Raw genomic sequence first — 14,923 nt, 5'->3', positions numbered from 1 at the left:
GCATAGCGGCGCCGCTCAACCACGGTGACGTCGTAGCCTTGCTCCAACAAAGCATAGGCCGTCGACACACCGGCAATTCCGGCGCCAATTACAATGATTTTGGGCATTCTGAACTCCGAACAGTACAATGGGGTGCGAGACTGGCCCGCGGCGAATCCCCAAATCTGTCTCGGGTACCTGAGAGCTTAACCGGACTTGCCGGCTTTCCCCTTCGGTGGACGCTCGAAGCGTCTCTCTCCAGATCGTTCGGCGGTGCGGTCACTTTTGCCTGAGAGTTTCCTTGGGGGGTTGCTCCGTCGGCGTCGGCAGTTGCCGATCTCTCCCGTCCAGCCTTTGAACACCACAACTATACGATCATCGACCATACCTTGGTCGCCATTTCGATATCTATGCTGAAATGTGCGGATCATTTTTCCGGTGTTTTTGACCGATATGATCCCAATGGGCCAGGCCAGGCCAAAGCCGTTGTCAAACGCCAGACTTAGATCGTTCTTGCTCGTCACCTTCGCACCGACAAGGATTACCTGTCGGCCAATCCACCGCTGATGCTGGCGGTAGTCGAGCAACTGGCCGATCTCGGTGCGAATGGCGAAGCGCATCGTAGCCGCATCAGCAGGCTTGATCTCGACCATCACTTACGGCATTGCGTCAACCGCAAACCGAAGGTCGTCGCGAAAACAAGCGGGAAAATCAATCCGCGGATATCGCTCGCTGAGAAACACGAACTGTTTGTGCAGATTGTCATGCTGAGGATGGACATTGATCTCGTACTTCCGCACATACCGTTTGTAGACGTCGGACGCTGCCGCTCCAGCCGGTCGGCCACGACCTCCATCATGATCGGGCGATGCCCCGACGGGAGCGACTGGCTCGCCTTCGATAAATGCCTTTACTCTCTTGACGAATGCTCTGGCGGATTCGATCTGTCGTATCGTTCGCATACCACCAGCTTGCCTGGCCACTCCACCCCCTTTGCCACGCCGCAATCGTAGGTGCCTATCCTCCGGGGGCAGCACGAATGCATTTTCGGCGAGCGTCCCAGCCCTGAACGACCTGATCTTATCATTGTAGTGCTGGGCGGAAGGGTTACGCCCCTTGAAGTGCTGGCGGTGGCGATATAGTCGCGCACCGCGATACCATCCGACCACCACGCGCGGATCCTTGCCTTCCTCCGGAGCCGTCCAAACGATGTCGATCCCGTCGACAAATTCGTCGTGCTTGCCTGAACCCAGATTCTGGATGCGCACCTGCCGATCCAATTCGCCCTTAATCGTCTCGAAGCGCCGTAAACGTACCCGTCATCGGCTGCAACAAAGTTGCATTCTTCCGCGCAATAACCCTGCTTACTCGGAAATGCCCCGCCACCGAGAGGCGGGTCATCCGCGCTCCGCCCGGCGTAGTCGTTCATCCACGCAACATTGCAGAACAAGATAGGCATTTCTCAACCTCTATCGAAGGGACGTCATGACGGAATTCGATCGAAAGTTCCTATGTCAGACGAGTTGGTCAGTTGAACCGCATCGTTTGAGGCGAATTCTAATCGAGCCTATTCCAGCTGGTGGATGGTAGATGCTGGGACAACAGCCTTGGCGATTTCACACAGGTGCTTGTGGTGCGTGAGATAGATGACCTGATCTGTGTTCGCCATCTCCCCAAACAATCTGAAAACCTCCTCCGAGCGAATATGGTCAAAGGTTTCCATGATATCGTCGGCAATGAAGGGAACCGAGGGCCGGAATTGCGCGAACTCGTAATAACCGGCGAGCCTCAGCCCTTCGAAAGCGCGTCAGCGAGCTTCGATTGCCCGTCGCGCTGCACCGCGATGAGAACCTCGCCGCCTTTCACGGGCTGGGTTGTAAGGCCTGAATACTGCCCACGGGTCATTAGCTTGAATGCGTCTGATGCACGCGCCATCATCCCGAACGGTGGTTCTCACGGTAGATCCGCAAAGCATTTCCAGCCGACATGATGTCGAGCTTCAGCTCGATGTAACGAACGGCCTTCTCCTCGATTTCCAACAGGGTTGTGCGCCGTTCGGCATCCAGGCGGGCAACCGCGCTGTCACCGCCGATGGCGTCCAACTTGTCTGCCGCGCGTGTCTGCCGGATCAGCTGTTGCTGGATCATCTCATCGAACTGGCGAAGCCGCTGCTCGCCCTCAGCCTTCTCGACCGTGAGGCTGTCGAAATCCATCGCGTTCAGGATGGAGCGTGCCTCCTCGAATCCGTCGACTGCAAGTTCCGCCAATACCCGTTCCTCAAGTTCAGCGACGGCAGCGCGCAATCCATCCCGCTCGCGCAGCAGCTCATCGCGTTCGACTACCTCGGACAAAGTGGCGACGCCAAAAACGCCCAGCACTTCGTTCTTGCGGCGTTCGTGCGCCGAAACCTCATTGTCGAGGATGTCGCGCGCCTCCTTGAGGCGCTTCAGGTCGTGGCCGAGGCTTGCCTTGGCTTCGCATGTCCGCTCGGCGCGCTCCAGGCGCTCGGCAAGGCGGATGGCCAACTGCTCCGGCTCGCCATCCTCCGTCGGCTCGTCGGCTTCAACCGCTACGGCGATGACATCGACCAGAAAATTAGCCCTGTCGGCCTCCATCTTGTCGATACGCAGCTGCAGATCCTCCCGTTCCTGCAGGCTTCTTGACAGTTCGGCCAATTGATCGAGCACAGCGCCAACGCCTGACGCGGACAGACCGCTTTCGAGCCACGTTCCCTTGAGCGCTTCGGTAATGCCGGCCAGCCATTCCTCCTCGCGACGCTCCGCCACCCCTACCGCAACCCGTCGGGCAGCTAGATCATCTTCTTTGGAACTCACCATCCTGAGCGCCTCGGCATACTCGGCGTCCACCTTGCGCTGCCGGTCCAGAAACAGCTCCGCGATGGCCATGATTGCTTCGAGGGTGTCGCCGGGCTCTGATACTATGCCGACACTTTCCAGCGCCGCTCTCATTTCCAAGTGTATCTGCTCGCCGGCGTCAGCGGCTCGCTCGGCTTTCAAGCGAGCAAGTTCGATCTGCTCCCAGGCAGCGAGCGCATCGCTGCGCGCCTCGATCTGATCCTCGATCCTTTCGATCAGGCGCTCAGACGAAGGTTCCAGGGCTTCTCCGAGGAGGTCGCTGGCGGCCACACGGATTCCAACAATTGGGTATCCGCATCCTTGACGAGCTGTTGGCTTTGGATGCCGTTTCGTGACAGGTTGGCCGTGGCCTCGGCCAGGGCACGCGTCATTGCCCGGATCTCGGCCAGATCCGCCGCGCCGGCCAGCCGGCCTGCGCTGGCAACGTCATCGCGCGTCAGTGCCACGGCGAAATCGTCAGCGGTGTCACCAGTCAACACTGCGCGGTGCGTTGCCCACGCATCATGGCGGAGACGGCGGATGGCGGCAGCCGCTTCATCGTCGACAACGTCGACCGAGGCTCGAAGGGCATCCAATCGTGCGGCGAGCATTGCATGGTGGCCCTCGTATTCGGCGAGGCGTTCGGCAAGTACCGCGGTGTTCCTTGCCAGTACTGACGCTACTGTCTTCCAGGCGGCAATCTGCCCGGCGCTCGGAACCGCAACGTTGACGAGAGCGAGGGCATCTCCGTTCCATGGACGCAAGCGAGCCAGCGATGCCTTCCATCGGATTGTTCCCGCATCTCCCGCCTCGCGAGCCGTCTTGATCTCTGCCTTGTGTCCGCTTGCTCGCGCTTTCGACAAAGCCGAGCCCAGCCTTGCCCTGGCGGGTTCGGGCACCGCCCTTTCCTCGCCGACCCGCTGCCTTGCCACCTGCAACGCATCGAGTGCTGCCGCCGCCTCGTCGCGGGCGGCGCGCGCGCCCGTAGCAATACCGGACCTCTGCTCGACCATAGCGCGAACGACGCCAACTGTGACGGCAGGCAGAAGCAGTGCGGCAGGATCCGGCTCGGAAGACCGGCCCAAGGCGGCAAGGCAGCTTGCCACGGTGTTGTTGAGGATTTGCAGCCCCATCCTGCGAGTGGGCAAGTCAAAGCCAGCCGCGGTATGGCGCACCTTGCCCTCCGCCAGGCTGCGAATGCGTTCGGAAATCGACAGGATCCGTTCGTCCTCGTCGACCGCAGTGACTTTTGCCGACAGCCGCTCGACCTCATCGATGTTTGCGGACAGTCGCGTTCTGAGGCTGGCATCGTCATCGATTAGTTCGGTGACACTTCCCGTCCATGTCCGGGCTGGGGAGGTGATGTCCGGCAGCTGATCCAGCCGGGCAATCTTGCGGCGCATATCCGCCAGCATCGGCGCAGCACGTACGTAACGAGCAATGGTATCCAGCCTGGCCACCAGCACCGCCCGATCGCTGATGGTTCGGCCGTACTGCTGCGATGCATCGAGACGTTCGGCCTCCAGCCCCTCATAGGTCGATGCAAGTGTGTCGATCGCATCCCTGCGCGACTTCACGTCAACAAGGCGCTTCTTCAGCAGCGCCAGTTCGGTGCCATGCGCCTGCTTCCGATACAGCGCGTCTGCTTCGGCCTCGAGGGCGTTCAACGTATCGCTTGCATTCCCAAGACCGGCGCTGGCCGTGAAGAGGAGCTTGCCGAGGTCGCCCCGCGACTCCAGGATCGATTTTCCGCCGGCTTCCAGCGTCTCGTCATCGAGTGAAAACATAGTCGTGTAAGCGTCACGCGACAGTCCGGCGAGATGCGCCGTGGTCGCCACCTCGCTCATCGATTGGCCCGTCGCGTTCAATAGCGAATTAGTACGCTGTTTCGTACGCGTGAACGTGTGCTCGGAGCCGGCCAGTTCCAGCACCCCACCGATGCGCATGGCGCTGTACTCATGCAGGAAGTTGTAGCGGCTCCGTTCCTCGATGCCGAACAGCAAATCTAGATAGGCGGAAAGCACTAGGGAAACTGATTTCTCACTGGCCTCGTTAATGTCCCTCCCCTGCGGTATTCCCGGCATCACCACCGTGCTTGCGCCGGAATGGACTTGGCGAAGATGAATGTGGCCAAGCCCCAATAGTCGAAACCGTGGGCGTGCAGGTCAGCGATGCTGCAGGGCGCGTAAACGTCGTGACCGGGCGATCCGGCCAGACTGGTATGCATGATGCCAATATTGACGGCTCCTTCGCGAGCAGCCGGATATTTGGGCAGCAGGCTGTCCGGCGCCTTAGGGTTCGCAAAGCTCAAACCATGGAAAACGACGTCCACACCGCCGGCTGTCTGCAATACCGACTGAGCACGACCGCCAAAAATGGTCACGGTGTCAGGAAACACCAGCTGTTTGGAAATCCGCGACAGGGCGTCATGATTGCCGCGGATCTTGAAAACCCTGATGCCGGCCTGGTGCAGGCGTGTCATCTGCGCTGCCAGGAACCGCGCCGTCTTCATCGAGGTTTGATCACCATCGTATAGGTCGCCGGCTATTACAACGCATCCACGCGTTCCTCTAGGCAGAGATCCACTATCGAAACGAATGCCTGGCGGCTGGCGTCGCCCACGAGCCCGGCAAGATCGGGATTACGCATCGCGAGCGAACGCAGCGGCGAGTCGAGATGAATATCGGCCGTGTGTACGAATCGAAATGCCATTCGGCCTCCGCCAGCAAAAGAGGTGTTCCGAGCTTCAACAGAGATTGCAACGAGGGCTCTACAATGCCCGGTCACACTTCAGCTAATGCCTCGCTCGCGGACTCGCCGGCCACCAACAAACCGTCTTGGGGCCGCAGCAAGCCCTTGGCAATCAAATCGGCGACCCCAGCTGAAATCAACTGCCGCAATTGTGCACTTGTGGCTTTGAAGCCCAGCATTCTCGCAACGGTTATTGCGATTTCTTCCTCCGTCGCACCGAGGTTGGATTTCACGACTTCCATGGCGCCTTGGGCGACTTCGTCCTGCGCAATCATTTCGGGCTTGCGCAATCCAGCGGACACGACGCCGCTGCGATCCCTGAGACGAACAGGAGCACCTAGCTTGAAGCAGAAGCTGCCTCGACGGGCTACTGCACCACCTCTCTGCGCTAGGCCTACCCCTCGCTCGATTGCATCCTGAATCCTGCCACCGGCCCGCTGCAGACCCCACGCGCCCCGAATACGCGAAACTATTTCGTCGACATGGATTGGTGTTTCTATAGCCACCACCTGCTCGACCAGTCCGGCCATGATTCCGCTGGGCGTCTCGTGGAGTTCGAACGATCCCGGTCGGTTTAGTTCGGCCTCTTCGTAGGCTCGATTGGGTATCTCGGATCCCTTTGTGCTTTCGAGACCGATTTCCGTCACGTTGCCTCTGTCGACCGTAACAACCTGCACGGCTACAGCACGATTTCTCTGGACCCCCAATTCGGCCCGCTCATCGAGCTCTTTTCTCGCAGCCTCAATCGCTAATATGGTTCGCTCCAGCTGCTCGCGTGGCCTCTGAAACCAGTCAGCGTTCCAGATGCGATGGATTATCCAACCATGGTCTTCCAGAACAGACTGCCGTAGCCGGTCTCGATCTCGGGCCGAGCGCGATGAATGATATTCTGCGCCATCACATTCGATGCCAAGAATATAGCGGCCTGGCCTCTCCGGATCAGCAACCGCGAGATCGATGAAGAAGCCTGCAATGCCAACCTGAGCATGAACCTGGTAACCCTTTCCGATCAGCGCGTTGGCTACCTGCTCTTCAAAGATTGAATCCATTTCGCGAACCGTGGCCTGGGCAAGCGAAATTCGCCCTGTTCTCGCGTAGTGCAAGAAGAGCTTGAAGGCGAAGATGCCTTTCCCTTTGCCACGCTCCAGGTCGATGTCCTCGTCTGTGATGGACGCGAATACTTCGCAGCTGCGCTTGGCGCGGCTTATGAGGACGTTGAGCCGACGCTCGCCGCCTTCCGCACCAAGAGGGCCGAAACGCATGGCCATGTACCCCTGCGCATTCTTGGCATACCCCACTGAGATCATGATCACGTCGCGCTCATCGCCTTGAACATTTTCAAGGCTCTTGACGAAGAATGGCTCGCTGGGGTGCGCGTGAAAGAACTCCTCCGTATCGGGATTTAGTCGCCGCAGCCCTTCGAGTTCATCCTGGATCGCGCGGCGTTGGCTAACCGAAAATGTTGCAACGCCTAGAGTCTCTCGCGGGTTCACCTTCGCATGGCGGATGATCGCTTCGGCTACTGCTCTCGCCTCTACCGGATTGGTTCCTGTGCCACCGGAATCGAAGACCCCCTCTGGCACATGATGAAACCGCAACCCCATGCCTGCCTCTTGAGTATAGGGGCTTGGCACGATGAAAAGCCGGTTCTCGTAGAACTGGCTGTTCGATACGGCGATCAGAGATTGGTGACGGCTACGGTAGTGCCAGCGGAGCATACGCTGCGGCAAGCCGCGGGCCGTGAACAGGCCGAGGATGCTTTCGATGTCGGCGACCTGCGCGCCCTCACCCTCGTCATCTTCAGACTGCGAGCCTGTCACCTTGGCGAAGAATGTCGTGGGTGGCAGTTGGCGTTCGTCGCCAACAACGACCACCTGATTGGCCCTGGCGATCGAGCCGAGCGCGTCCACAGGCTGTATCTGAGACGCCTCGTCCATCACAAGAAGATCGAAGGACATCCTGCCGGGCGACAGGAATTGGGCCACCGAAAGCGGGCTCATCATGAACACTGGCTTGAGTGCCTGGATGGCAGGCCCTGCCTTCTGCATCAACTGCCGGATAGGCATGTGGCCCCGTCTGCGCGCCATCTCAGAACGAAGCAGTCCGACTGGTCCAGCTCCGCCGTCTCTTGAAGGAATTTTTCGGTGATGAGCCGTCACAACTTCGATGGCACCGGCCTTGATCCTCTGTCGGTCCAGATCCGCGAAGTCACGTACAGCCCTGGAATGCAATTCCCCGTCGAACCTTGCCAGCTCCGGCTCATCGGTCGCCATCGCTAGAAACATTCGTTCGTAGTAGGCCATATCGAAGACTGATCGCGCCGATCCTGTTGTAATCTGGCCGTCGGCCAGGCCGTCTATCAACTGTCCCAGTCCAGCCTTTCGGGCTGTTTCGGATCGCTCTCCATAGGCAACCCATTTTGAGAGCTGTTCCTGATGATCAAGCCACCCCTCCAGTCGAGAAACAACCTCGACTATCGCGACGTCTGGAAAATCGTCTACTCCAAACAAGGAGGGAGCATCGGCTTTCAAATCCCCTGCAAGCGCCTTCAATTCCCGCGCTGCCGCTTGGGCCGCTTCACGCGCTGAATGCGCCAAGTTTGCGATCTCTTTTCTTTCAGGCAACCGCGCAGCCAAATGCCGGATTGAGCCATTTTCTCTCAGCCAAAGTTCGGCTTGCGCGAGAGCGGCCCAATCGGATCCTCGACCGAGCCACGACGAGCCGAATGCGAACTTGCCAAGGCTTTCCCCGTCCTCGATCTCTTGATCAAGCGCTTGTAGTCTGCCTAGTCGGCGTAGTATCTCCACCCGCTCACTGATCAGATCTGGAACGTCAGTCAGAACCTGTCGTGACGCGTCATCGGCTTGAGCTACAGTGCTTGCCTTCGCTTCCATCATTTGCAGCGAGGCCCGCTCGGCGGAAGCCACGTCACCTTGCAGGGATGACGCAAGGTGGCCTAAATCGTTCCAAAACCCCTCGATAATCGGCTGACCGATGTCGATCACCTTACGAACTCGGACCGCACGCGCGCCCGCTTCAGAGCGCTCCGCCATCCGCCCGGCTATAATTCGCGGTTCCGAGCCAAGTCCCCTCAGCGTGCGCATCCACTCCACTAAGGCCTGGAGTGGTGCCGAAGACGATCTCTCACCGCGCCAATCGGCTCCGAAGGCGGAACCGCCAAAGGCGTCGCCTTCGCGCACTTTTGCTGCGGCCGCCTGGCCCTTCATTAGAATGTCGAGGAGACCCACTATCTCCGCCGCAGGCGCGCTAGGGGCCACCAAAATAGTCCGCACAAGTGCAGTGGCACGACGGTAGTCGCCATTCAATGCTTTCAATATTCCCGTGTGCTCGGCGAGCGCTTGCCGCGCCGCGGCCACGTTGGTACTCCACGCGGCATCAACAACTTTGCCCTGAAGCTCGGCTCTAGCAGTCTCTAGCTTTGCTACGCTGTCGGCAAGGTCACCAGCCTGTTCCAGCCCGGAGTCCCAAACTGTGGCTGCGAATGCCTCAGGGCTCGCATCGGGGGCTGCCGCAACTCTCTCGCCGGTCATCACTAACCTGAGGAGTCCTGCAAGCGTGTCCGGTAAAACCGTAGACCCCAGTTCTTGATTTAGCCGCTCAGCTTCTTCTCTTAAGCGTGGGAGCAACACGGTTAGCTGGCGCGCACGAACGAAACCATCTTTCGGAAAGTCTGAAGGAAGCTTAGCAAGCTCTGTCTCGAGACCTTCAATTGGCGTGTCGATAGCCGTCGCCACCAACTGCTCCGACAGTTCCTTGGATTTGCGGTTGAAATCTGTTCCTGTCCAGAGAAGCGATGCAATGTCCTTTGGACGCTCATCCCAAACCGGCGAGACTAGCGCCTCGGCAGGAAGTCCAGGTGCGGACGCGAGAAGCTCAGCGCGATCTTCTACCTCGCCGCTGTCGCTGAGGATTTGCGGAGGCTTCGCCTCGATCCGCTCAGCAATATCGGCCAGTTTGGCGTGCAGAGCCTTTGCTTGATCCAGCGACGACGCAATGCGTGGGACGAGCCTCTCAATGGTCGTTGGTAGGACGACATCCAGGCCAACTCCCCGCCATGGGTGGTGGATCGGCAAGCCGATCTCGTTGATCCGCTGAGACACGTCATCGAGAAGTTTGCGACGTTGCGAGACACCGTCATTCGTCCAAGCGGTGGCATCCTCAAGTTCAATATCAACTGTCTTTTGCCCGTTCTGCCTTAGTCGGGTTAGCTGGCCAAGAACCTGGTATGGAGTGAGTTCGGACGTTCCAAATGGAACATGCATCCTTGTAGCATGTGCATTGAGTTTATCCCTAGCCTCCAGCAGGCGTTCAGTAAGGGAAGAAGCAAGCTGTCCGCGAGGCGATCCGAGTTGCCAGGTGCGCCGCAACTCCTCCAGCATCATGCGCTTGTTTGCCTTGTTGCTATGGAGCTCAAGGCAGGCGTCCCCCACCCCCGCAGTGTCAAGCCGTCGCTTTACGACCTCAAGTGCGGCCATTTTTTCCGCAACGAACAACACGGTCTTTCCATCGGCAACGGCCGACCCGATAATGTTTGCGATCGTCTGCGATTTTCCTGTCCCGGGAGGACCTTGGATAACGAGGTCGCGACCCTTTCTTGCATCATGGATCGCCAGCGTCTGAGAACTGTCACTGTCGACGATATGCAACATTTCGGCAGGCGCGATATGCGGATCAATCGCAATGTCGTCCGACATCAGCGGTTCGCGTGTTTCGAAACCATCTGAAAGAAGCGAGCGGATCTTCGGTTGTTCGATAATCTTTGCGCCATCCGGCCAGAGATCCGGATCCAGGTCACGGTACATCAAGAACGTAGCGAACGAGAAGAAGCCGAGCACCATATCATCGGCAAGAACCTGCCAACCCTCTTTGGTCGACACTGCTTCGGCAACGGCTTCGAGATAGGCCGATACGTCGAAGTCGGCTCCTACTTCAAAACGCGGCAGGGCGAGCTTGTGAATGCGGTCGAGATAGAGTTCCAAGGAGAGGTTTGCGGTAAGATCTTCCGTACGAGCTCGCAGCCGAAACTTTTCTCCAGCGGCCCCTCGCTCCAGCCGCACCGGGACCAAAATGAGAGGAGCCTGACGGATGTTTTCTTTGTTGCTCGGGTCAATCCACTTCAGCATGCCAAGGGCCAGAAAGAGGATATTGACGCCCTGCTCTTCCTCAAGTGTGCGGGCATCGTGGTAGAGATCAAGGAGCCGGCGCTGCAGCCCCGTTGGGGTCATCCTCGTCTGAAGCTTGGTGTCAGAATGTCGCGCAGATACCCCTCTGTCGTCGAATCCTTCGTCCTCAGGCTGAGCAAGAGCAACGGGGGAATAGTCGATTTCCTCGTCTGGAGGGCTGCTTTCAACCTGGCCTGCCTTCGGCCGATCCGGCTTGCCGGCCAGGAAGGTAAAAGCCTTTCCTTCGCTCACCAGCAATCGATAGATCTCAGACGACCTCTCGTCGACAATATCGATCGTCTTCGCGCTCTTTGAAAACCGTGGCACATTCAAAAGTCGGTTGCGAGCAGAAAGGTCGAGCAATTCCATCCTGGCTCGCTCGAGCTTTTCCTTTAAAGGCAGATCGCTTTGGAAGACCGATTTTTCAACTTCCGACACTCACACCCCCCTGATAGGCTGGACACATAGAGCCTAGACAAGGGCTGTCCGCAACATAAAATGCTGGTTTTTCAACCTCGAATGGCTGCCACCAACACTTCAATCGTTTAGTATTGTGAGCACTGCGGCTTGGTGGAAAAATTGCGGATGTTTGTTTAATGTTCCGGACACTTCGCATCCCCACCTTGATCTCGAGGTTCCCTTTCAGACAAAATGCCATCATACGTGTGGACGAGGTGTTGGCAGCTCTGGCATCCGCCTCGCCGGGCACGACCAACTGGCGCACAAGCCGACTTCTTTTTGAATCGGCCTCCTAATTTCATTCCGAGAAAACTTGTAGGCTCCAGCGCGGAAAGATGGTCGTGTTTACGGAAAAGGTAACTACAAAGTCGTGACTTCGGGCTGATCTGCGAAGGCACCATGGTGTTCAAAGCGCCGAACTACAAGGCAAACCAGCGCCAGCGAAAAAGGCGCCTATGAATGGTGCAGAGGCACGTTACAAATCATGCAGCTTGCGTTTCGCAAAGGATCGGAAATTGAATAACAATCGCTATTCTCATCGTCGCCGCGCGCGACCAAGGCGCGGCGCTGAACCAATCGTCCGCAGACGTTTCTCTCCAGATGTGCGCTTGCCTCTGATCCTGGTGATCGTGGTGGCCTTGGCTGCTTACGCGACCCACTATTTTACAGGCTCGGGTGACCAGTTACGTGGTCTCGATATAGCAAACTCGGCCGGGTCGAGACGGGCGCCGATAGTAGGCATAGCATCGGTGATTGATGGAGACACGATAGAGATCCACGGGCAGCGCGTCCGCTTCAACGGCATCGATGCACCCGAAAGCCGCCAATACTGCAATGACGCTAGCGCACATCAATACCCCTGCGGGCGCCGGGCGGCCGAAGCATTGGCGAATTTCCTTGCGGCTTCGCAGCCTGTCCAATGCACATTTGTTTCATGGGATCGGTACCGTCGCTTCGTCGGTGAGTGTCGGCGCGCGGACGGTGTCAGCGCCGCGTCCTGGATGGTCGAACATGGCCAAGCCTTGGACTGGCCCCGCTATAGCCACGGCGCCTATGCGCAACAGCAAACTAATGCTGAAACCGCAAAGGTTGGAATCTGGATCGGGACGTTTGACAACCCTTGGGATTGGCGCGAACAACATGCCGAATCTGCGAGCCCAACCAAAAGCCCCCTTGGGCTTGTCAGCCGTCGCCAAGTAGCACATAGCTACTCATGCCAACCTCGCCGCTTGTGCACGCAGATTTCATCTTGCGAAGAAGCACGTTGGTATCTCGCCAACTGCTCATGGGGGAGCAAGTTGGATCGAGATAGCGACGGGATTCCGTGCGAAGGCGTTTGCTGACCTGGGCTCACGCTTTGAGCCCATCCCCAACCATCACTCCCTAGTGTGCGCATTTATCGTTATGAATTGGCGGTCGGAGCTTCGATGCAATTGCGCGAGTGCCGATAGAGCCTGGCAAAAGGGCTGGCTGACGTTTGTCTTGGAAAATTCCACCAGCTCGTTAAGTCCGGACGGGCTAGAAAACCGCAACGCTTCGTAGCGGCATACAGGGATCTGCCGATTGTCTTTGAAGCGCTTGTCAGGCCCGCCGTTTTTGTTTGGGTGAGCCCAGGTGTAGCTCACGATCTCCGCATCAGATGGAACTTTGCCGGTCTCGATAAAATTACTCGGGGCGAATTGGGTCTGCAGATCGGCATATCCGACTGCGCCGTATCGGTTTCCGTCCTTCACCAGCACTAGGTCAGACATGAAGAAGAGCACCTGCCGACCCACATGGACTGAAGGAGGAGTAACGTTGCTGCGTACAACCTTCGGCAAGGAGCTTGTAAGTGTCGTGGGCTTTTTGTCGACCAGCATGCTGGCCCCGGCATTTCGCTTCCAAGCAGTCAGATCCTCTATCTTGCCGCCGGCAGCGACATGCCATCTCCCTGCGCAGCCGGTGAGAGTTTCGAACGCGCCAACAAGTCGCCCGTAGGCGGCCTCCGCGTCTTTTTCCAGATCGTAATAGAGCGCGCTCACCCGGCGGTAACTGTCAAACCATTTGCCAATGAGCATACCCGGCACAAAGGCACCGATGCCCAGCACCGGTGCGGCACCTCCGAGCTTGGTCCCCACAAGGAAACCTGCAATCCCGAACAAAACCGCGAGTGCTACGGACAGCCGCGTCTGCGATTGCCTGGCATTGATTTAATCGAGCACATTGGCGAATGTCTCGTCACGCATTTCCACCACATCGCGGGACTCGATTTCTCTCATCACGACGCCGTCAGAGACGTATTCCGGGCGCGAGGATTGTGGACGGGGTTGCGGCGCAGATGGGGTCTGAGAGAGCTGAACTACCTTCTTCGCGCTGGCCTTGCCTAAAGTGCCACGATAGTAGAGCCCACCCACGCCGGCGTGGATGTAGTGACCTCTTGGCCCAGTGCCGATGCGGAGGCCCTTCACGCCAACGGAAGCGCCAACCCCACCGGACGAAAAGTTAAAGCGGAATGGTCCCGCACTGATCGATTTTCGAACGTAAAACCCCATAGCCCAATCCCCCCAACTCAACTGCCGTACCGACTAAGGCGCCAGTCTCTCGTCCCCATTCATGGCTTGGCGCCACCAACCGGCGCCAATTTTGATCGCTGCCTCACCCTAATCTCGATGCGCCTTCGAGCCCGTACATCGCCAATCTGCGCTCCGTCGGTGAGATGATCGCCGGGCAGGATGAGCTGACCACCAGACATCGGCAAAATCGTAAACCCCTTTAATGCGGGCATGTCACTGAGCACACTTGTAACTGAAATCGCGCGGGCCAGCCCAAGACCGGCATTGTCGGCGGGATGGAGTGAGCCGATTTCCACTTTCCCTGACAGGACCGGTTGGAGCCCCTTGTCCATGTTGGAGGATTCGCCCGCCATTGCCTGTTCGTCCGTGTGTCCAATTACCTCAATCACGTCGACACCGTACGAGGTCGCAGTCCCGGCGATGGTCTTCGCAAGATCGCGCAACTTTGTTTTGAAGGCATTCGAAAGCTCTGCGCTTCCGGTATCGAAATTATAGCCATCCAGTTCGCTGAGACTGATGATCGGCGGCCAATCGTGAGGTTTTGCTGCTTGCGTCGGCTCTGCAGCCTCCTTGAGCACATCAGCCAGATCCTGCAGCCCTTTGTCGGTGCCGGCGTAACCAAATTCTCTCAAGACCTTCGCCGCATCTATCATGGCCTTGGTCTGATCAATGCTTATGTCGTTGTCCGCAAGGACTTTCGCGACAGGGGCATTTCGCACGACCTCCTCCAGAGAAATACCTGCTTCCTTGACCGACTTAACAGCATCCTTGGCCAGGACCAGCTCGCGCCATTGTTCGTCGGGAACGGTTCCTCCCCTCGTGGGCTGAAACACCGCTTTTATCTGAGCCAGAAGCCGCTTGTTCTCGGCTTCGAGCCTCTGCACGTTTTCCTTGTTTGATTGAGTGGCTCGCAGTGCCTCATCGGTCTCTTTCTGCTTTTTCGTGATGATAGCACCGGCTGCTAGCAACAGGCAGAACACCAAAAGCAGCATCGTCTCGGCCATGGTCAGGCCCAGTATCAAACCGCGGCCAAAACCCTTGCGCTCGAAGGCGACAGAAGTCCCGCCAGCGTCACTCACCTGCCCCACCAACTGGTTCGCTTAGGCGGTTCCGTTCGTTCGGCGGGAGGCTCGCTTCCCAGAGT

The 14,923-nt window shown here is 58.1% G+C and carries 8 protein-coding genes, 1 pseudogene and 1 riboswitch; of the genes and pseudogenes, 2 read left to right on the top strand and 7 right to left on the bottom strand.

Annotated features, from left to right (window positions below):
- On the bottom strand, positions 1-107 hold a 107-nt coding region (locus NKH35_RS29510; protein ID WP_352917240.1), incomplete at its 3' end, for an FAD-dependent oxidoreductase.
- Between the two features lie 138 nt (positions 108-245).
- Positions 246-335, bottom strand: a riboswitch (glycine riboswitch).
- A 210-nt stretch (positions 336-545) separates the two neighbouring features.
- Between NKH35_RS29510 and NKH35_RS29505 the strand changes: the two genes are divergently transcribed.
- Positions 546-992: a hypothetical protein gene (locus tag NKH35_RS29505; RefSeq protein WP_352917236.1), complete on the top strand. Its 447-nt coding sequence runs from the start codon at positions 546-548 to the stop codon at positions 990-992.
- A gap of 921 nt (positions 993-1,913) precedes the next feature.
- Here the strand turns inward: NKH35_RS29505 and NKH35_RS29500 are convergent.
- The 3 genes and pseudogenes from NKH35_RS29500 to NKH35_RS29485 form a co-directional block, all read right to left on the bottom strand.
- Positions 1,914-3,125: an AAA family ATPase gene (locus NKH35_RS29500; protein ID WP_352917234.1), complete on the bottom strand. Its 1,212-nt coding sequence runs from the start codon at positions 3,123-3,125 to the stop codon at positions 1,914-1,916.
- Positions 3,071-5,546 (bottom strand): annotated as a pseudogene (locus NKH35_RS29495) (AAA family ATPase). Before NKH35_RS29495 ends, NKH35_RS29500 begins: the two are co-directional and overlap by 55 nt.
- Positions 5,547-5,617: 71 nt before the next feature.
- Positions 5,618-11,206, bottom strand: a complete 5,589-nt coding sequence (locus NKH35_RS29485; RefSeq protein ID WP_352917232.1) for a DUF3320 domain-containing protein — start codon at positions 11,204-11,206, stop codon at positions 5,618-5,620.
- 476 nt (positions 11,207-11,682) lie between these two features.
- Here NKH35_RS29485 and NKH35_RS29480 point away from each other — a divergent pair, with 476 nt between their 5' ends.
- The gene (locus NKH35_RS29480) at positions 11,683-12,570 is read left to right on the top strand and encodes a thermonuclease family protein (RefSeq protein ID WP_352917230.1); all 888 of its coding nucleotides are present in this window, start codon (positions 11,683-11,685) and stop codon (positions 12,568-12,570) included.
- A gap of 33 nt (positions 12,571-12,603) precedes the next feature.
- On the opposite strand, the gene NKH35_RS29475 is transcribed toward NKH35_RS29480, so the two are convergent.
- The 3 genes from NKH35_RS29475 to NKH35_RS29465 all read right to left on the bottom strand — a co-directional run bounded on the left by NKH35_RS29475 (position 12,604) and on the right by NKH35_RS29465 (position 14,858).
- Positions 12,604-13,314, bottom strand: a complete 711-nt coding sequence (locus tag NKH35_RS29475; protein ID WP_352917228.1) for a hypothetical protein — start codon at positions 13,312-13,314, stop codon at positions 12,604-12,606.
- A gap of 102 nt (positions 13,315-13,416) precedes the next feature.
- Positions 13,417-13,758 (bottom strand): DUF4236 domain-containing protein, encoded by a 342-nt coding sequence (locus tag NKH35_RS29470; RefSeq protein ID WP_352917226.1) that lies wholly within the window; start codon positions 13,756-13,758, stop codon positions 13,417-13,419.
- Positions 13,759-13,817: 59 nt separating this feature from the next.
- Positions 13,818-14,858 (bottom strand): OmpA family protein, encoded by a 1,041-nt coding sequence (locus NKH35_RS29465; protein WP_031198374.1) that lies wholly within the window; start codon positions 14,856-14,858, stop codon positions 13,818-13,820.
- Between the last annotated feature and the right edge of the window lie 65 nt (positions 14,859-14,923).

The sequence above is a fragment of the Mesorhizobium sp. M1143 genome (assembly GCF_040318435.1).
In the GTDB taxonomy this organism is placed as follows: domain Bacteria; phylum Pseudomonadota; class Alphaproteobacteria; order Rhizobiales; family Rhizobiaceae; genus Mesorhizobium.
The sequence above is the reverse complement of the archived record's forward strand: the minus strand, read 5'-3'. Positions and strand labels throughout refer to the sequence as shown.

What these genes read in the sequence shown, in the direction of transcription:
- NKH35_RS29505 (WP_352917236.1), top strand. Translation starts at nt 546, where the DNA reads ATGCTGGCGGTAGTCGAGCAACTGGCCGATCTCGGTGCGAATGGCGAA.
- NKH35_RS29480 (WP_352917230.1), top strand. Translation starts at nt 11,683, where the DNA reads ATGAATGGTGCAGAGGCACGTTACAAATCATGCAGCTTGCGTTTCGCA.
- NKH35_RS29470 (WP_352917226.1), bottom strand. Translation starts at nt 13,758, where the DNA reads ATGGGGTTTTACGTTCGAAAATCGATCAGTGCGGGACCATTCCGCTTT.